Raw genomic sequence first — 17,048 nt, 5'->3', positions numbered from 1 at the left:
GCCCGGCCAGAGAGGCGGGGATGTTAAGAAATCACGGTAATTGTTACTGTGAATCAACGCACAGATTGTTACAGAAATATGACAGAATGCGCAAAAAAGCGCATGAAATCACGTTTCACTTTCGAATTTCGCTCGTTTGTGTTCGATATCAAACAAACCACAGTTTTTATGTGGCTAAATGAGATAAAACGAACACAGAGGGTTGGCAATGACAATTCACGATCCACGCTATAGCGATGTGATTATCATTGGCGGGGGCGCGACCGGCGCTGGCATCGCCCGCGACTGTGCGCTCAGGGGGCTGAGCGTCACGCTTCTGGAGCGCCATGATATTGCAACGGGCGCCACCGGGCGCAATCATGGTCTGCTGCACAGCGGCGCCCGCTACGCCGTCACCGACGGCGAATCGGCACGCGAATGTATCGCCGAAAACCAGATCCTCCGGCGCATTGCCCGTCACTGCATTGAGCCCACCGACGGGCTCTTTATTACGCTTCCCGAAGACGATCTTGCCTTTCAGTCAACCTTCATTACCGCCTGCCAGGCCGCGGGCATTCAGGCGCAAGCCATTGACCCGGCCCTAGCACGCCGCATCGAACCTTCGGTTAATCCGGCACTGACGGGTGCAGTAAAAGTCCCGGACGGCACCGTGGATCCGTTTCGCCTGACGGCGGCCAACATGCTGGACGCCCGCGAGCATAGCGCGCGGATCCTGACCGGCCATCAGGTCACCGGGCTTATCCGTGAGGGGCATCGCATCAAAGGCGTGCGGGTCCTGGACACGCAGTACAATGAACAGAGCGAGCTGTATGCCGCCGTGGTAGTCAACGCGGCGGGGATCTGGGGGCAGCGCATCGCGGAATACGCCGATCTCTCTGTGCGCATGTTTCCGGCCAAAGGCTCGCTGCTGATCCTCGACCACCGCATTAACAACCATGTCATCAACCGCTGCCGCAAACCGTCTGATGCCGACATCCTCGTACCGGGCGATACCATTTCGTTAATCGGCACCACCTCCACCCAGGTGGACTACCGCGAGATTGATTACAATCGGGTCACCGCAGAAGAGGTGGACATCCTGCTGCGCGAAGGGGAAAAACTGGCGCCGGTGATGGCCCAGACGCGTATTCTGCGCGCTTACGCAGGCGTGCGTCCGCTTGTCGCCAGCGATGACGACCCGAGCGGACGCAATGTCAGCCGCGGCATTGTGCTGCTTGACCATGCCGCGCGCGACGGGCTGGACGGCTTCATCACCATCACTGGCGGTAAATTAATGACCTACCGTCTGATGGCCGAATGGGCGACGGATGCCGTCTGCCGCAAACTGGGCAATACCGCACCGTGCGTGACCGCAGACCAGCCCCTGCCCGGCTCGCGCCAGTCCACCGAGAAAACGCTGCAAAAAATTATCTCCCTGCCCACCCCCCTGCGCGGTTCGGCCGTCTATCGCCATGGCGACAGAACACCGGTTTGGCTCGGCGAAGGGCGGCTGAGCCGCAGTCTGGTATGCGAGTGTGAGGCCGTTACCGCCGGGGAAGTGCAATACGCGGTGGAGAATCTGACGGTGAATAGCCTGCTCGATCTCCGCCGCCGTACCCGCGTCGGGATGGGTACCTGCCAGGGGGAGCTGTGTGCCTGCCGTGCCGCCGGGCTGTTGCAGCGTTTTCATACCACCACCGCCACCCAGTCGCTCGATCAGCTCAGCGATTTTTTAAACGAGCGCTGGAAAGGCATTCAGCCTGTCGCCTGGGGCGATGCCCTGCGTGAAAGCGAATTTACCCGTTGGGTGTACCAGGGGCTTTGCGGTCTGGAGAAGGAGCAACGCGATGAAATTTGACACCGTGATCGTCGGCGGCGGGCTGGCGGGTCTGCTCTGTGGCATCAAACTCACGAAGCAGGGGCTGCGCTGCGCCATTATCACCCGGGGCCAGAGCGCCCTGCACTTCTCGTCGGGCTCGCTGGATCTGCTGGACGAAACTTACCGTGACAAACTGCCAGCAGAGCATCCTTATCACCTGGCCGGCGCGCAGCACATTGACCGCTTCGCTAAGGAAGCCGAATCGCTGCTGGCTGAGTGTGGCGCCCGGATGCAGGGCAGCGCCAGGCAAAACCATCAGCGCGTCACGCCGCTCGGCACCCTGCGTTCCGCCTGGCTAAGCCCGGAAGAGGTCCCCGTTGCCCCGTTCAATGCCACGCGTGTGCGGGTGGTGGGTATTAGCGGTTTTCTGGATTTTCAGCCCCATCTGGCGGCGGCCTCGCTCAGCCGCCAGGGGATCAACGCTGAAACGGCAGAGATTGACCTTCCTGAGCTGGATGTCCTGCGCGATAACCCCAGCGAGTTTCGCGCGGTAAATATTGCCCGTTTTCTCGATAACGAAGAGAAATGGCCTCAGCTGCTTGAGGCGCTCAAACCGCTTGCAGAGGGATGCGATGCACTCTTTATGCCCGCCTGTTTTGGCTTACAGAACAACCTTCTGTGGCGCTGGCTCTCCGATCGCCTGCCCTGCTCGCTCGGCCTGCTGCCGACGCTTCCTCCGTCCGTGCCCGGCATTCGCCTGCATACCCAGCTTCAGCGCCAGTTTGTGGCCCAGGGTGGCGTGTGGATGGCGGGCGATGAGGTGAAAAAAATCACCCTGACTGACGGCGCGGTGAGCGAAATCTGGACCCGCAACCACGACGACATTCCGCTTCGCACGCGTTACGCGGTGCTGGCAAGCGGCAGTTTCTTCAGCAACGGCCTGCTGAGCAGCCGGGACGGCATTCGCGAGGCGATTATGGGGCTGGATGTCCGCCAGAGCGCCTCTCGCTCGGACTGGTATCAGAGCGATTTCTTTGCCCCGCAGCCGTGGCAGCAGTTCGGCGTAATCATGGATAACCAGCTGCATCCGCAACTTTCAGGAAAGTCAGTTCCAAATCTCTACGCCATCGGCTCGCTTTTGGGTGGATACGATCCTATCACCCAAGGCTGCGGCGGCGGCGTCTGCGCCATAACGGCACTCTCTGTGGCAGAGCAGATTTGCCAGTGCACGGAGGCAAAATCATGAACGACACCCGCTTTGAAAGCTGCATCAAATGCACGGTCTGCACCACCGTCTGCCCGGTCAGCGGCGTTAACCCACGCTATCCGGGACCGAAACAGGCCGGGCCGGACGGCGAGCGCCTGCGTCTGAAGGACGGCGCGCTGTACGATGACGCGCTGAAATACTGCATCAACTGCAAACGCTGTGAAGTCGCCTGCCCGTCTGATGTGAAAATCGGCGATATTATTCAGCGTGCCCGCGCGCGCTACAGTACGCAAAAACCGTCGCTGCGCGATGCCATCCTCAGCCATACCGACCTGATGGGCAGCGTCTCCACGCCGTTTGCCCCGCTGGTGAACGCCGCGACCTCGCTGCAACCGGTGCGCCAGCTGCTGGATGCCACGCTGAAGATAGACCATCACCGCAGTCTGCCTAAATATTCCCACGGCACCTTCCGCCGCTGGTACAAATCCGTAGCGGCAGAACAGGCGCGGTACGCCGATCAGGTGGCGTTCTTCCATGGCTGCTATGTAAATTACAACCACCCGCAGCTGGGTAAAGATCTGCTGAAAGTGCTGAACGCCATGGGTACAGGCGTGCAGTTGCTGAGCAAGGAGAAGTGCTGCGGCGTGCCGCTGATCGCCAACGGGTTTACCGATAAAGCGCGCAAACAGGCCGAAAGCAACGTCTCGTCGCTGCGCGAGGCTATTGTCGATAAAGGCATTCCGGTGCTCGCCACCTCCTCGACCTGCACCTTCACGCTGCGCGATGAGTATCCGCACCTGCTGGACGTGGACAATACCGGCCTGCGCGAACATATTGAGCTGGCAACGCGTTTCCTGTGGCGCAAGCTGGAGAGCGGGCAGACGTTACCCCTGAGAAATTTACCCCTGAAAGTGGTCTACCACACGCCGTGCCATATGGAAAAAATGGGCTGGTCGCTTTACACGCTGGAACTGTTGCGGTTAATTCCGGGGCTGGCGCTGACGGTGCTGGATTCGCGCTGCTGCGGCATTGCGGGGACGTACGGCTTTAAGCGTGAAAACTACGAAACATCACAGGCGATTGGCGCGCCGCTGTTCTGCCAGATTGAGGAGAGCGGCGCGGATATCGTGGTGACCGACTGCGAAACCTGCAAGTGGCAGATAGAGATGTCCACCCGCAAGCGCTGCGAACATCCCATCACGCTGCTGGCGAAGGCGTTGGGTTAGCTATCGCCGGGGCCGCAGCCCCGGCAAACCGGTTACTCAACGAACAGCGATTCCACCACGTTGATCCAGCCGTGCTGGCTGGCCACCTCTTTACCTGCCAGCCAGCGACGCAGCATGTTTAGCGCCATCATGGCGCAGACTTCCTGACGCACCGCCAGGCTGTAGCGCGACGCGCTCATCTTAACGCGCAGGGCATGGGTGCCTTCCGGGGTAGCCAGGGCAAAGTTAAGATGATCCTCTTCCACACCCGACACCGCCAGAGCCAGACCGGCAAAGTGTTTTACGCGCCGCTCGGCAACCCAGTGGGCAGTTTGTGCCAGGGTCTCCTCCTGGGAAGGCACCACTTCGCTTGCCAGCAGCGGAGCGCTGACTCGCGAGAGCTGTAACGCCAGCAGGCCACCGGTGAACTGCTCGCTCAGGGTCAGGCTCAACTGACGGGCCTGCAGATCGCGGGCGATCTGCGCCGGAAGCCCTTCGGTGCCTTCAAAGATCAGGCTTTCGCCCGCCACGCGCTGCACCTCAGGCCAGAGCGCCAGCATCGCGGCTTTTTCCGTGGCCGGGCCGGTTAATTTCAGCTCGATAATCGGCATGGAAGAGCGATACCCCATCGTCACACCTGCCGGTAAGCTCAGGTGATCCAGGCTCTGCGCCAGGTCACTCTCCGAACGGCCAAAGGTGGTGAGACGTAAACAGATCGGGGGTTCAGGCAAGGTAAAACGCTGGCGCAGACGCGGCAGGATCTGTTGTTCGACCATCACCTTAAATTCGGACGGGACGCCGGGGGTAAAAAACATCAGGCAGCGATTAAGTTGAATGGCAAAACCACAGGCGGTGCCGACCGGGTTATCCACCAATTCCGCGCTGGCCGGAATTTCCGCCTGCTTGCGGTTGCTGGGAGCCATCACCCTGCCGCGATCGCTGAAGAAACGCTCCATATGGCTGAGCCACTCGGTGTGCAGCACCAGCTCTTCACCTTTTGCCGTGGCGGCTGCCAGCGCGCTCAGGTCATCGCTGGTTGGGCCAAGCCCGCCATTTACAATCAGGACATCCGCATGTTCGCTGCGCTCGCGCAAAATATTGACCAGTGCGTCCAGCGAATCGCCCACCGTATTACGGCGCGTTAACGGTAATCCCTGCTCAAAGAAAATATCAGCCAGCCAGGCCGCATTGGTATCGGTAATTTGTCCATGCAGCACTTCATCGCCAGTGGACAGCATCTCCACGTTTATCATTGTGTTCTCCCGCTTAGGTGGTGAAAACACTATAACGCAATCGGCGGAGGGAGAAAGAGAAACAGGCGCGGCAGGAGGCCGCGCCGGGGGATCAGAAGCCTGCGCTCACGCCCACGTACGGGCCATCAGCAAGGGCGTTGTCGCGGTTGCCCTCTTTGCCCGCCAGGTTCAGGTAGCGATAACCCGCTTCGATGGTAATCGGACGCATAATGGTCCAGCGCGCACCAGCATTCGCCTCTTCATAGCTGTCGATACCGCTGGAGAGGGAGTCCGGAGAGTAGTAGTACTCGCCGAACAGACCAAAGCTGTCGCCAATTTTCCACTGCAGTCCGCCGCCCACTGCCGCCGCGTAACCTTCGTCACCGTCGTTCGGGTTGGTGTAAATGCCTTTACCGCCGACGGTCGCCAGGAATGGACCAAGCGGAACGTTAAAACCGAGGCCCAGGCTTGCCGCATCGCCATCGTCGTCGTTATGCGTCCAGCCGCCGGTCATCGCCAGGCCTGCGCTATCCGTGCCAAGACCAAAGCCCAGGTGGGTATAATCCTCGCCCGCCGAGCCGTTGAAGGAAATAGCGTTGGCCGCTGCCGATACACACATCAGGCCTAAGCCCATTAATGCCACTTTTTTCATTGTCGTGATCCCGCACAATTTGTTCACAGATATCCAAAACCGCGAGATTTTAACCTGACTGGCTATGGGATCAATGGACTCCGTGTGCGTCGGACAATTAGTTTGTAACGATTTGATAATATCAACATTTACGTCATCAATAAAAAGCGCATTTTGACGCACAGACCGCCCAGATTTTCACTGGCCATCAGTTGAAGATGGCTGCGGTGCAGGCGGGCGATATCGTTGGCCAGCGCCAGCCCAATCCCGGACCCGGCGGCATCTCCTACATTATCCAGCCGATGAAACGGCAGCATGGCCTGGGAAATCTGATCTTCAGCAATTCCCGGTCCGCTGTCCTCCACGCTCAGCTCAACAGCGTCGTTAACCGTGTGCAGAGACACAGTGACGATGCCCTGCTGCGGGGTGTATTTGATCGCATTCTCCAGCAGGTTGGCGCACAGTTCGCCCAGCAGCACCTCATCACCTTCAATCATGACGGATTGCTGAATGCCCTCATAACCTAAATCGATCCCCTTGCTGCGCGCCTGCGCCAGCCGGGAGAAGCAGCAGTTCTGCACCACCTGAACCAGATCCACCGGGGCAAACTGGCGCTCTCCCTGCTCTTTGTGCTTCACCGTGGAGAACTGCAACAGCCGTTCAGTAAGGACGATGGTGTTGTCCAGCGTCACGTTCATGGCGCGTAAACTCTCCTGCCACAGGGCCGGATCGTTTCGCGTCAGGGCAACGGAAACCTGGGTTTTGAGCACCGCCAGCGGCGTTTTGAGCTGATGAGAAGCATCGGCGTTAAAGCGCTCCTGGCGGGAAAGCACGCCGCGTAATCTGTCGATATAGCGGTTAAAGGCCACGATCAGCAGCCGCGTTTCCGACCAGGGCAGCAGCTCCGGCAGCGGGGCCAGCAGCCCTGGCTCACGGCGCACCATCAGCGAGGAGAGCTGACGCATCGGGCGCAGCACGCGGCGCAGCAGCCAGGCGGTTAAGACCAGCGTCAGCAGCACCAGCAGCCCCTGCGAAACGAGCGATGAAAACAGGAGCTGAGTGGCCAGATAGCGCCGCGACTGCAAGGTTTCGGCGACGTAGATCTCCGCCATACCGGAAACATTGTCTTCGTTAATTGGCTGGAGCAGCTTCGCCACGCGGATCGCCTGGCCGCGATACTCAGTATGATAAAACCAGGCCAGCGCGGGATAGTGCGTGGTGCGCGACGTGGAGCGGGGCATGTTCGGTAGATCGTCATAGCCGGAGATCACCCGCCCCTCCGGGTCAACTACCTTGTAATAGAGACGATCGTTCATGTTCAGCTCGAAGCTGTCGAGCACCACCCAGGGAACATCGACCAGCAGCTTGCCGTTGTGCACCTCCAGCCGCTCAGAGACGGTACGCGCCGACGATAACAGCGTGCGGTCGTACGCCTGGGTCGCCGCCTGCAGGGCGCTAACGTAACTGTTAAAGGCCGACAATCCCCACAGCAACAGCAGCGGCAGGCCAAGAAAAAGCAGCAGCTGCAGATAAAGCGACTGAGGTTTAACCCACTTCATCGCCGCACTCCAGCACATAGCCCAGCCCGCGCAGGGTGGTGATCCGCACCCCGCTGCCAGTCAGTTTTTTGCGCAGGCGATGAATGTAGAGATCGAGACTCTCCGGGCTGACGTCGTCATTCAGGCTAAACACCTGATCGAACAACTGCTGGCGGGAGACGGGCCGGGTGCGGCGATGCATCAGCACCTTCAGCAGTGACAGTTCACGCGGGGTGAGCGAGAGCGGCTCATCGCGCAGCAGGAAAAAACCGTCGTCATCATACTCAAGCTCCCCAAGACGCTGGCGTTCCTGGGTTCGCCCCTCGCTTCGGCGCAGCAGGGCGCGAAGCCTGGCGTCCAGCTCCTCCAGCTCAAACGGTTTTGGCAGATAATCATCCGCCCCGGCATTCAGGCCTTTCACCCGATCCGCCACGTTGCTGCGTGCGGTGAGAAACAGCACCGGCAAGGTCTGGCCGCGTTTTCGTAAACGGTGCACCACCTCCAGGCCGTCAAAACCGGGCATACCGATGTCCAGTATCGCCACCGCGTAGTTTTCCCCCTGCAGGAGATGATCGGCCGCGCGCCCGTCAGAAACGCAGTCTACGGCAAAGCCCTCCTGCACCAGCGCTTTCTCCAGCCAGTGAGCCAGCTCACGATTATCTTCCGCCAGTAAGAGACGCATATCACATCCTGTAAAGTTGGTGTCGCGTTGAAAGGGAAATGAAAGGTTATTGTTTTAACAATCACGCAACGGAACCGCTACAAGGTGGTTCACATAATCAGAAAAAAACCCGTACCCGTACCCCCGGATCGCCGGCGTGAGGATAAACGATGAAAAAACAATTACTTTCAACGGTTGCTGCAAGCGTATTAATGTTGAGTGCCTCTGTTGTCCAGGCGCAGGACGCCCCGTCCCGCACCGAATGTATTGCCCCGGCCAAACCGGGCGGCGGTTTCGATCTCACCTGCAAGCTGATTCAGGTCAGCCTGCTGGAAACGAAGGCCATTGAAAAACCGATGCGTGTAACCTACATGCCAGGTGGCGTGGGCGCGGTGGCCTATAACGCGATCGTCGCGCAACGACCGGCGGAAGCCGGCACGGTGGTTGCCTTCTCCGGCGGCTCGCTGCTGAACCTTTCCCAGGGCAAGTTTGGCCGCTACGGCGTGGATGACGTGCGCTGGCTGGCCACCGTCGGTACCGACTACGGCATGATCGCCGTGCGCGCAGATTCCCCGTGGAAATCCCTGAAAGATTTGCTCACCGCCATGGAAAAAGACCCTAACAGCGTGGTGATTGGTGCAGGCGCCTCCATCGGCAGCCAGGACTGGATGAAAGCCGCCCTGCTGGCGCAGCAGGCGAAAGTGGATCCGCACAAAATGCGTTACGTGGCGTTTGAGGGCGGCGGTGAACCAGTGACGGCGCTGATGGGCAACCACGTGCAGGCAGTTTCCGGTGACCTCAGTGAAATGGTGCCCTACCTGAACGGGGATAAAATCCGCGTGCTGGCGGTCTTCTCCGAAAACCGTCTGCCCGGACAGTTGGCAAACGTGCCGACTGCAAAAGAGCAGGGTTATGACCTCGTCTGGCCGATTATCCGCGGCTTCTTTGTCGGGCCAAAAGTGACCGATGCCGAATACCAGTGGTGGGTCGACAACTTTAACAAACTGCAGCAGACAGACGAATTTAAAAAGCAGCGCGATCTGCGCGGGCTGTTTGAGTTCAACCTGAACGGTAAGCAGCTGGACGAGTATGTCAAAAAACAGGTGAATGACTACCGCGAGAAGGCAAAAGCGTTTGGCCTGGCCAAATAACCGGAGGCGCTATGAGCGATCGCATTTTTGCCGGGATCTGGTTGTTGCTCTGCATTGGCGGGATGTTCGTCGCCTGGCAGATCCACAGCGAATACAGCTATGAACCCGTGGGGCCACGCCCCTTTCCAATGGGCATTGTCGGCCTGATGCTGCTTTGCTCGGTGGCTATGCTGTTACGCCATCCGGATACCGTAGAGTGGCCGCCCAGACGCATTTTGCAGCGGCTGTTGGTGATGGTCATTGTGCTGCTGATGTATGCCTGGGGCTTTGAATGGCTCGGCTTCCCGGTGGCGACCGCCATCCTGACGATGGTGATCGGCATGCTGTTTAACGCCAGCCTCCCTGCGGCGGGGATCTCGGGTGTGGTGATGGGCATTTTCCTGTGGTACGCCTTTGACCGCCTGCTGGATGTGACGCTGCCGCTTGGCGCCTGGCTTAATTAACGGAGCACGCTATGGATACCTGGATTTACCTCTCACAGGGGTTCGCCGTGGCGATGACCCCGGAAAACCTGGTGATCGCCCTGATCGGCTGCTTCGTCGGGACGATCGTCGGTCTGCTGCCCGGACTTGGGCCCATCAACGGGGTCGCTATTTTGCTCCCGCTGGCGTTTGCCCTGCATCTGCCTGCGGAATCGGCGCTGATCCTGCTGGCGACAGTCTACATCGGCTGTGAATATGGCGGCCGTATCTCGTCAATACTGCTCAACGTGCCCGGGGATGCGGCGGCCATTATGACCGCGCTGGATGGTTACCCGATGGCGCGGCAGGGACGCGGCGGCGTGGCGCTCTCTATCTCCGCCGTCAGTTCGTTCTTTGGCTCGCTGATTGCCATTGGCGGCATCATTCTGTTTGCGCCTGCGCTGGCCCAGTGGTCGCTGGCGTTTGGTCCGGCAGAGTATTTTGCCCTGATGGTCTTCGCCATTGCCTGTCTCGGCAGCATGATGGCGCAAAACCCACTGAAATCGTTTTTGTCTGCGCTGATCGGCTTAGGGTTAGCCACCGTAGGCGTGGATGCCAACACCGGGGTCTATCGCTTTACCTTCGACAGCGTTCACCTCTCCGACGGCGTACAGTTTATCGTGGTCGTGATTGGTCTGTTCTCTGTCTCTGAGATCTTACTGATGCTGGAACATACCAGCAGCGGGCAGACGCTGGTGCGTAAAACCGGCCGGATGCTCTTTAACGCCAAAGAGGGCGCGCAGTGTATCGGTACTACGCTGCGTTCAGGGGTGATTGGTTTCTTTGTCGGCATTCTGCCGGGCGCCGGAGCAACCATCGCCAGCGCCATCACCTACATGACGGAGAAAAAGCTCAGCGGCAACAGCGACAGCTTTGGCAAAGGCGATATTCGCGGCGTCGCTGCACCTGAGGCGGCCAACAATGCCTCGGCCTGCGGCTCGTTTATTCCCATGCTGACGCTCGGCGTACCCGGCTCCGGCACCACGGCAGTGATGATGGGCGCGCTGACGCTCTACAACATCACCCCAGGACCGGCGATGTTTACCGAACAGCCTGACATCGTCTGGGGTCTGATTGCGGCGCTGCTGATTGCCAACGTCATGCTGCTGGTGATGAACATCCCGCTGATTGGCCTGTTCACCCGTATGTTGACCATTCCGCTGTGGTTCCTGGTCCCCGCGATCGCGGCCGTCTCGGCGGTGGGGGTGTATGCGGTACACAGCACCACCTTCGACCTGATTCTGATGGTGGTGCTGGGGGTGTTCGGCTACATCTTGCGTAAAATGCACTTCCCGATGTCGCCGCTGATTTTAGGGTTTGTGCTGGGTGAGATGCTGGAGCAGAACCTGCGCCGCGCTCTGTCCATTAGCAATGGTAATGTCTCCATCCTGTGGGACAGCAACGTGGCGAAGATCCTGCTGACACTGGCAATTGTGGTGGTGGTCGTACCGCCGGTGCTGCGCCTGCTTCGCCGCCGTCAGCGTAAGCCGCAGCCCGATATCGGCTAATTACCCTGACAGTTGGGCATTCACCCACTGTGTTAACGCCTGGCGGGAGATCTTAATCCCGCCATTTTTTAGTTCTGCTGGCAGCACCAGCCAGTGCACGGGCTGCTCAAATCGCGCCATTTTGCCCTGTACCCACTCCGGGAAGCGGGTGAAATCCGTTCCCGGTTCACACTCCACTACCGCCACCGGACGCTGACCAAATTCGGCGTCATTCAGCGGGACAATAAAGACCTGGCTGATGTGCGGATGGGTCGCGATAATCCGCTCAAGGCTCTCCGGCTGAATGCCCTCTCCTCCGCTGAAAAAGAGGTTATCCATCCGACCGAGGATCGTCAGGCGACCCTCATGCAGCTCCCCGCGATCGCGGGTGGCAAACCAGCCCTCAGAATTCGTGAGCGGCAGCAGCGCGCCGTCGCGCCAGTAGCCTGAGGCCATGCTTTGCGCCTTGATCCACACTTCGCCGTTAACGACCTGCACCTCCCTGCCCGGCAATGCGCAGCCCACGTCCGGCTCACCGTCTGCCTCTTTCGCGCAGACGGTAGAGGCAAACTCCGTCAGGCCGTAGCCACAAAACGTAGAAATACCCTGCGCGCGCGCCTGTTGCGTCAACTCAACGGGGATGGCGGCCCCGCCCAGCAGTACCGCTTTCAGCGCGATGTGCTGGTGTGTATTGAGCAGACGCCAGAGCTGGGTTGGCACCAGCGAGGCATGCGTACACCCCTGCAAGGCCTGCTCCAGCGGCTGCTTCTCGCGCACGGTTAAGCGCGCGCCGGCCTGCAGCCAGCGCCATAAGATCCCCTGCCCGGAGACATGAAACAGTGGCAGCGAAAGCAGCCAGTCGTCATCCTCGCCGTAGGGCATCAGCGCGAGGACACCCTCAGCGCTGGCAAGATGCGCCCCGCAGGTATGAACGGCCGCTTTCGGCAGCCCGGTAGAGCCGGAGGTGAGCGTCATTGAGGCCAGCCGCTCAGGCTGCCATACCACGCGGTATTCGCCGGACGGAGCATGTACGCTAAGCGCGGCGAGTCCGTCATAGTGACCGTCCAGCACCAGCGCAAAACGCAGCGTCATTTGCAGAAGCAATACCTCCAGCAGCGGGCGCGGGAGCTGGGGGTTAACGGGAAGAATACGCGCGCCGCACTGGAGCAGCGCCAGCCATGCGAGCAGGGTCTGCGGATGATTATGGGCAAGCAGCAGCACACCGTCCCCCGCCTTCACACCCTGCTGATGAAACCCTGCAGCCAGATTGTCGATGCGGGTGCAGAGCTGTTGCCAGCTCAGCACCTCGTCGTTGAGACGCAGAGCTGGTTTATCAGCACGCTGCTCGCGCCAGTGCCGCCACGGCCAGTCACTAAAACTCATTGCAACGGCTCCAGCGCCTCAACGCCCGCGCACGGCAGGGCGCTACCCGGCCACGGGCGAATAAGCTGGGTTTGCATCAGGTTTAACGTATCCAGCCCCGGGATGGTGTCGGGCGTTAACCAGGCGGCAATACGCGCCAGCTGCGTCAGCCCAAGGCTGGATTCGATGGAGGAACTGATCACCGCGGTCAGTCCTGCGCTATGCGCTGCCGTCACCTGTTCACGCACCTTCGCCAGACTGCCCGTTAGCGTCGGTTTTATGACCACGGCGCTGACGCCCGGCTCGGCGGTAAAGGCAAAGTCCGCCTCGCGTAGGCTTTCGTCCCAGGCGATGGCTATGCCGGTTTCGTGGGCAAAGGCGCGTGAATCCTCACGGGTTTTGCACGGCTCTTCCAGAAAAGCGATGCGGCTGCGGTACGCCGGATTGACGTACTTCGCGAACTGCTGCGCCTTCAGCGGCGTCCAGGCGCGGTTAGCATCCAGACGCAGACGCAGGTCCGGGATGGCCTCCAGCAGCAGGTTCGCCACCATGCCATCACGCACCGCTTCATACAGACCCACCTTGATTTTCGCCACTTTTTCGCCCGGCATCGCCGCCAGTGCAGCAAACAGCTCATCGGGATCGCCGGTGCAGAGCGGTGCGGCGCGATAGTCCGCCTGTTCCGGCAGGCTGCCGTCCAGTTCCGCCAGCGCACAGCTGATGCCAAAGTCTACCGAAGGCAAACCTGGCAACAGCGGCGCCTCGCCGTTGCGCCACGCGCCAGACCATGCCCGCACTGCCGTTTCGGCTTCCTCCAGCGATTCACGGCTGAAGCCCGGTAAGGGGGCGATCTCTCCCCACCCTTCCCGACCATCCTGCTGCAGATGAATAAACAGACCGTCGCGGGTTTTTAACCGCCGCTCGCGCAGTACCACACCCGCATCCATCGGTATCTGCCAGCGGTAGATCTGCACGCTGCGCATTACGGATTCCGTTTATATTTGCTGAAGTCCGGCTGGCGCTTCTCGTTGAAGGCGTTACGTCCTTCCTGGCCCTCTTCAGTCATGTAGAAGAGCATAGTGGCATTGCCTGCCAGTTCCTGCAGACCCGCCTGGCCGTCGCAGTCGGCGTTCAGCGCCGCTTTCAGGCAGCGCAGCGCCATCGGGCTGTTTTGCAGCATTTCACGGCACCAGCGCACGGTCTCTTTTTCGAGGTCGGCAATCGGCACCACGGTGTTCACCAGGCCCATGTCCAGCGCTTCCTGAGCGTTGTACTGACGGCAGAGGAACCAAATCTCACGGGCTTTTTTCTGTCCGACAATGCGCGCCATATAAGAGGCACCCCAGCCGCCGTCGAAGGAACCGACTTTTGGTCCGGTCTGGCCGAAGATGGCGTTCTCCGCGGCAATGGTCAGGTCACACATCATATGCAGCACGTGACCGCCGCCGATAGAGAAGCCCGCCACCATTGCGACAACCGGTTTCGGGCAGGTGCGGATCTGACGCTGGAAGTCGAGCACGTTCAGGTGGTGAACACCGGAGTCATCCTGATATCCGCCGTAGTCGCCGCGCACTTTCTGGTCGCCCCCGGCGCAGAACGCTTTTTCGCCTTCGCCGGTCAGGACGATAACGCCGATGTTGTCGTCGTAACGGGCATCCGCCAGGGCCTGAATCATCTCTTTAACGGTTAACGGGCGAAACGCGTTACGCACCTCAGGACGGTTAATGGTGATTTTGGCGATGCCGTCAGTGGACTTGTGGTAGCGAATGTCGGTATAGCCTTCGGAGCAGTCCAGCCATTCCACCGGTGCATAGAGCATGTTTTCATCAGGGTAGATCATAGAGTGTCCTTAATTGAAAGACGGAGTATCTGGGCCAGACGCTCAGCCACCGCAGCGGGGTTTTCCCGATGGGCGTTATGTCCGGCGTGGGGAATTTCATGGCGGGTGGCGGTAAGCTGCCGGGCAATATCCCGAAACTTAGGGTCCTGCTCGCCATAGAGATAGAAAAAAGGAAGTGCGCACGAGGCGAGCTCAGGGCGTAAATCGGTTTGTTCGGCAAGCGACGTCGCCTGGAGCATGGCGGCCAGAGCTGGACCATTATTCTGGCTACGCAGGGCGACAAGCTGTTCGCGCTGCGCGGTGGTTAGCGAGGCAAATACCGGCTGCTGATACCAGTCGGCAAACACCGACGCCAGTGGTTCATGGCGCAAGCGTGCCGCCCACTGCGCATCGGAGGCGCGACGGCTCGTCCGCGCGTCTTCATCGCTCAACCCCGGATGCGCCCCCTCCACAATCAGCCCCTGTAGCCCCCCGGGCCGCTGGCAGGCGTGATACATCGCAATGCGGCCGCCGAGGGAGTACCCCACCAGCCAGTAATTTAGTATGTTGTAACTAAGTACAGTGCGATTCAGCAGATGGCTCATCTCACTGAAATTGCTCACCGCAATGTGCGCCGATTCCCCGTGTCCCGGCAGATCGAGATAGAGCCGGGGATAATCGCTCAGGCGCTCCCCTGACACCTGCCATTCGCGGCAATCACCGGAAAAACCGTGCAGGAAAACCAGCCAGGGTTTATCCGGCTGACCTTTACGCTGGGTTCCCGCGAGGATCATAGATGGCTTACCTGCGCCAGCAGGTTTTGCAGCATCTGCGCCCCGTCGCTGTCGTTTACCACCACCTCGATTAGCGTGGCGCCGGGTTTGCTCCACGCCGTGTTAAGCGCACTCTCCAGCTCCGCCCAGTTTTCCGGGCGCTGATACTTGAGGCTGAACATCGCCGCCGCATGTTCAAACTGCACGTTCTGCGGCATCAGATAAAAGCGTTCCCGTTCGCTCTGCGGCGTCGGCAGCAGGGAGAAAATCTGGCCGCCGTTGTTGTTGATCACCAGCAGCACAAAGGGCGCCGAAGCCTGACGAAGCAGCGCCAGCGCGTTCAGATCGTAGAGCGCCGAGAGATCGCCGACGATCGCCAGCGTCGAACGGGCATTCGCGCGCTGAACCCCTGCTGCGGTTGAAATCAGCCCATCGATACCGCTGGCGCCACGGTTACTGTATACCGGGTAGCCCGCTGGCAGACGGGAGAAGGCGTCAATCAGACGCACCACCAGGCTGTTGCCCACAAACAACTGCCCCTGTTCAGGCAGATAGCGATGGATACGGTGGGCCAGCTGCGCTTCACCGAATGCGTCGCTGTGTTGCGCCGTCAGGTCCCAGGCCTGGCGAGAGAGTTCAGGAATGTCGGTTGCCCAGGGGGCGCGTTTTTCCGCCGGATGCAGCTCCAGCCACTCGGCCACGCTGGATACCAGCCGACGGCCACGATGGTGCGCGGGATCCAGCCGCCCTTCCCGCGGGTCCACCAGCCAGTACTCTTCCGGCCTGCAGGTGGCCTGCCACTGCAGAAGACGTTTACCCGTCAGGCTGCCGCCAAGCTGCACCACAATCTGCGCCTGCTCCAGTTCGGTCACGGCTCTGGCGTTGCCGAGCCAGAGATCCGCGCACGGCAGCGGCTGGCCGGTCTGGGAGAGCACGTCGCCAATCAGCGGCCAGCCAAGCCGTTGCGCCCACTGCGCTACCTGCTTACCTTCCTCGGCGCTCATCCTGCCCGCGATAACCACACCGCGTTTCTGCCGCCAGAAGAACCAGTCGCGCTGTTGCGGGCTAGAAAGCGCCGCCGGCGCGCGCAGCCAGGGCTTATCGCTCTGCCACCAGTCGCCCAGCGCCTGCTGCCACTCAAGATCGGTCTCATCCATTTCGCCATACAGCGGCTCGGCAAACGGACAGTTGATGTGCAGCGCCCCGGCACGCAGCCCGCCCAGGGCGTTATCCACCGTCGAAACCAGCCAGCGGGCGGGAATATCGCGGGTCGGACGCGGCAGCGACAGGGTTTCTGTCGGATGGGAGGCAAAAATCCCCGACTGGCGAATGGCCTGATTGGCGCCGCAGTCGATCAGCTCCGGAGGGCGATCCGCCGTCAGCAGCACCAGTTTTTCACCGGTCAGACCGGCTTCGATCAGCGCCGGATAGAGGTTAGCCACCGCCGTGCCGGAGGTCACAATCACCGCCACCGGCTCATGGCTGGCTTTGGCCAGCCCCAGCGCCAGATGGCCGAGACCGCGCTCATCAAAATGGGTGTGATGAATAAAGGCGCGGTTTTCGGCGGCGGCCAGGGTCAACGGCGTCGAGCGCGAGCCGGGCGCGATGCAAACGTGCCTGACGCCATGGCGGGTCAGGGCTTCAAGGATCACCGCCGCCCAGCGCCGGTTAAAGGAACTCACTGACATGGAATTGTCCGGTATCAATATTGCGACGTAGTATA

15 protein-coding genes are annotated in these 17,048 nt (G+C 60.3%); 6 read left to right on the top strand and 9 right to left on the bottom strand.

Annotation, left to right across the window (positions count from 1 at the left end):
- The first annotated feature begins 208 nt into the window (after positions 1-208).
- The 3 genes from glpA to glpC are packed head-to-tail and all read left to right on the top strand — an operon-like array spanning position 209 to position 4,231.
- Complete coding sequence (glpA, locus tag DVA44_RS07125; protein WP_114386062.1) at positions 209-1,837, top strand: anaerobic glycerol-3-phosphate dehydrogenase subunit A; 1,629 nt, start codon at positions 209-211, stop codon at positions 1,835-1,837.
- Entirely contained in the window at positions 1,827-3,044 is a 1,218-nt protein-coding gene (gene glpB, locus DVA44_RS07120; RefSeq protein WP_114386061.1) for a glycerol-3-phosphate dehydrogenase subunit GlpB, read from the top strand. Before glpA ends, glpB begins: the two co-directional genes overlap by 11 nt.
- A complete protein-coding gene (gene glpC / locus DVA44_RS07115; protein WP_114386060.1) occupies positions 3,041-4,231 on the top strand; it encodes an anaerobic glycerol-3-phosphate dehydrogenase subunit GlpC in 1,191 nt (396 codons plus the stop codon). Before glpB ends, glpC begins: the two co-directional genes overlap by 4 nt.
- Positions 4,232-4,263: 32 nt before the next feature.
- On the opposite strand, the gene DVA44_RS07110 is transcribed toward glpC, so the two are convergent.
- From DVA44_RS07110 to tctD, 4 genes are all read right to left on the bottom strand, one after another.
- A complete protein-coding gene (locus tag DVA44_RS07110; protein WP_114386059.1) occupies positions 4,264-5,463 on the bottom strand; it encodes a nicotinamide mononucleotide deamidase-related protein YfaY in 1,200 nt (399 codons plus the stop codon).
- A 91-nt stretch (positions 5,464-5,554) separates the two neighbouring features.
- Positions 5,555-6,094, bottom strand: coding sequence for a YfaZ family outer membrane protein (locus DVA44_RS07105; RefSeq protein WP_114386058.1), 540 nt, complete (start codon positions 6,092-6,094; stop codon positions 5,555-5,557).
- 128 nt (positions 6,095-6,222) lie between these two features.
- Complete coding sequence (locus tag DVA44_RS07100; protein ID WP_114314390.1) at positions 6,223-7,632, bottom strand: sensor histidine kinase; 1,410 nt, start codon at positions 7,630-7,632, stop codon at positions 6,223-6,225.
- Complete coding sequence (tctD, locus tag DVA44_RS07095) at positions 7,619-8,293, bottom strand: transcriptional regulator TctD (RefSeq protein ID WP_103180432.1); 675 nt, start codon at positions 8,291-8,293, stop codon at positions 7,619-7,621. The genes DVA44_RS07100 and tctD overlap by 14 nt, the downstream gene beginning before the upstream one ends.
- A 149-nt stretch (positions 8,294-8,442) precedes the next feature.
- Between tctD and DVA44_RS07090 the strand changes: the two genes are divergently transcribed.
- The 3 genes from DVA44_RS07090 to DVA44_RS07080 are packed head-to-tail and all read left to right on the top strand — an operon-like array spanning position 8,443 to position 11,392.
- Positions 8,443-9,423, top strand: coding sequence for a tripartite tricarboxylate transporter substrate binding protein (locus DVA44_RS07090; RefSeq protein ID WP_114314389.1), 981 nt, complete (start codon positions 8,443-8,445; stop codon positions 9,421-9,423).
- Positions 9,424-9,434: 11 nt separating this feature from the next.
- On the top strand, positions 9,435-9,866 hold the full coding sequence (locus DVA44_RS07085; protein ID WP_103180436.1) for a tripartite tricarboxylate transporter TctB family protein: 432 nt from the start codon (positions 9,435-9,437) through the stop codon (positions 9,864-9,866).
- Between the two features lie 11 nt (positions 9,867-9,877).
- Positions 9,878-11,392 carry a tripartite tricarboxylate transporter permease gene (locus tag DVA44_RS07080; RefSeq protein ID WP_114314388.1) on the top strand — a complete coding sequence of 505 codons (1,515 nt, stop codon included), beginning with the start codon at positions 9,878-9,880 and terminating at the stop codon, positions 11,390-11,392.
- Here DVA44_RS07080 and menE read toward each other — a convergent pair whose 3' ends face one another.
- The 5 genes from menE to menD are packed head-to-tail and all read right to left on the bottom strand — an operon-like array spanning position 11,393 to position 17,013.
- On the bottom strand, positions 11,393-12,754 hold the full coding sequence (gene menE / locus DVA44_RS07075) for an o-succinylbenzoate--CoA ligase (RefSeq protein WP_114314387.1): 1,362 nt from the start codon (positions 12,752-12,754) through the stop codon (positions 11,393-11,395).
- On the bottom strand, positions 12,751-13,716 hold the full coding sequence (gene menC, locus DVA44_RS07070; protein ID WP_114386057.1) for an o-succinylbenzoate synthase: 966 nt from the start codon (positions 13,714-13,716) through the stop codon (positions 12,751-12,753). The genes menE and menC overlap by 4 nt, the downstream gene beginning before the upstream one ends.
- Positions 13,716-14,573 (bottom strand): 1,4-dihydroxy-2-naphthoyl-CoA synthase, encoded by an 858-nt coding sequence (gene menB / locus DVA44_RS07065; RefSeq protein ID WP_103825131.1) that lies wholly within the window; start codon positions 14,571-14,573, stop codon positions 13,716-13,718. The genes menC and menB overlap by 1 nt, the downstream gene beginning before the upstream one ends.
- Positions 14,570-15,346 (bottom strand): 2-succinyl-6-hydroxy-2,4-cyclohexadiene-1-carboxylate synthase, encoded by a 777-nt coding sequence (gene menH, locus DVA44_RS07060; protein ID WP_114386056.1) that lies wholly within the window; start codon positions 15,344-15,346, stop codon positions 14,570-14,572. Before menH ends, menB begins: the two co-directional genes overlap by 4 nt.
- A complete protein-coding gene (menD, locus tag DVA44_RS07055) occupies positions 15,343-17,013 on the bottom strand; it encodes a 2-succinyl-5-enolpyruvyl-6-hydroxy-3-cyclohexene-1-carboxylic-acid synthase (RefSeq protein WP_114386055.1) in 1,671 nt (556 codons plus the stop codon). Before menD ends, menH begins: the two co-directional genes overlap by 4 nt.
- Positions 17,014-17,048 lie beyond the last annotated feature (35 nt).

Origin of the sequence: Leclercia sp. W17, assembly GCF_003336325.1 — a bacterium.
Lineage (GTDB): Bacteria > Pseudomonadota > Gammaproteobacteria > Enterobacterales > Enterobacteriaceae > Enterobacter.
Note: the sequence above shows the minus strand (reverse complement) of the source record. Positions and strands in the feature narration are given on the sequence as shown.

Bases quoted from the DNA above. Each gene is read 5' to 3' on its own strand.
- glpA (WP_114386062.1), top strand. From the start codon at position 209: ATGACAATTCACGATCCACGCTATAGCGATGTGATTATCATTGGCGGG.
- glpB (WP_114386061.1), top strand. From the start codon at position 1,827: ATGAAATTTGACACCGTGATCGTCGGCGGCGGGCTGGCGGGTCTGCTC.
- glpC (WP_114386060.1), top strand. From the start codon at position 3,041: ATGAACGACACCCGCTTTGAAAGCTGCATCAAATGCACGGTCTGCACC.
- DVA44_RS07110 (WP_114386059.1), bottom strand. From the start codon at position 5,463: ATGATAAACGTGGAGATGCTGTCCACTGGCGATGAAGTGCTGCATGGA.
- DVA44_RS07105 (WP_114386058.1), bottom strand. From the start codon at position 6,094: ATGAAAAAAGTGGCATTAATGGGCTTAGGCCTGATGTGTGTATCGGCA.
- DVA44_RS07100 (WP_114314390.1), bottom strand. From the start codon at position 7,632: ATGAAGTGGGTTAAACCTCAGTCGCTTTATCTGCAGCTGCTGCTTTTT.
- tctD (WP_103180432.1), bottom strand. From the start codon at position 8,293: ATGCGTCTCTTACTGGCGGAAGATAATCGTGAGCTGGCTCACTGGCTG.
- DVA44_RS07090 (WP_114314389.1), top strand. From the start codon at position 8,443: ATGAAAAAACAATTACTTTCAACGGTTGCTGCAAGCGTATTAATGTTG.
- DVA44_RS07085 (WP_103180436.1), top strand. From the start codon at position 9,435: ATGAGCGATCGCATTTTTGCCGGGATCTGGTTGTTGCTCTGCATTGGC.
- DVA44_RS07080 (WP_114314388.1), top strand. From the start codon at position 9,878: ATGGATACCTGGATTTACCTCTCACAGGGGTTCGCCGTGGCGATGACC.
- menE (WP_114314387.1), bottom strand. From the start codon at position 12,754: ATGAGTTTTAGTGACTGGCCGTGGCGGCACTGGCGCGAGCAGCGTGCT.
- menC (WP_114386057.1), bottom strand. From the start codon at position 13,716: ATGCGCAGCGTGCAGATCTACCGCTGGCAGATACCGATGGATGCGGGT.
- menB (WP_103825131.1), bottom strand. From the start codon at position 14,573: ATGATCTACCCTGATGAAAACATGCTCTATGCACCGGTGGAATGGCTG.
- menH (WP_114386056.1), bottom strand. From the start codon at position 15,346: ATGATCCTCGCGGGAACCCAGCGTAAAGGTCAGCCGGATAAACCCTGG.
- menD (WP_114386055.1), bottom strand. From the start codon at position 17,013: ATGTCAGTGAGTTCCTTTAACCGGCGCTGGGCGGCGGTGATCCTTGAA.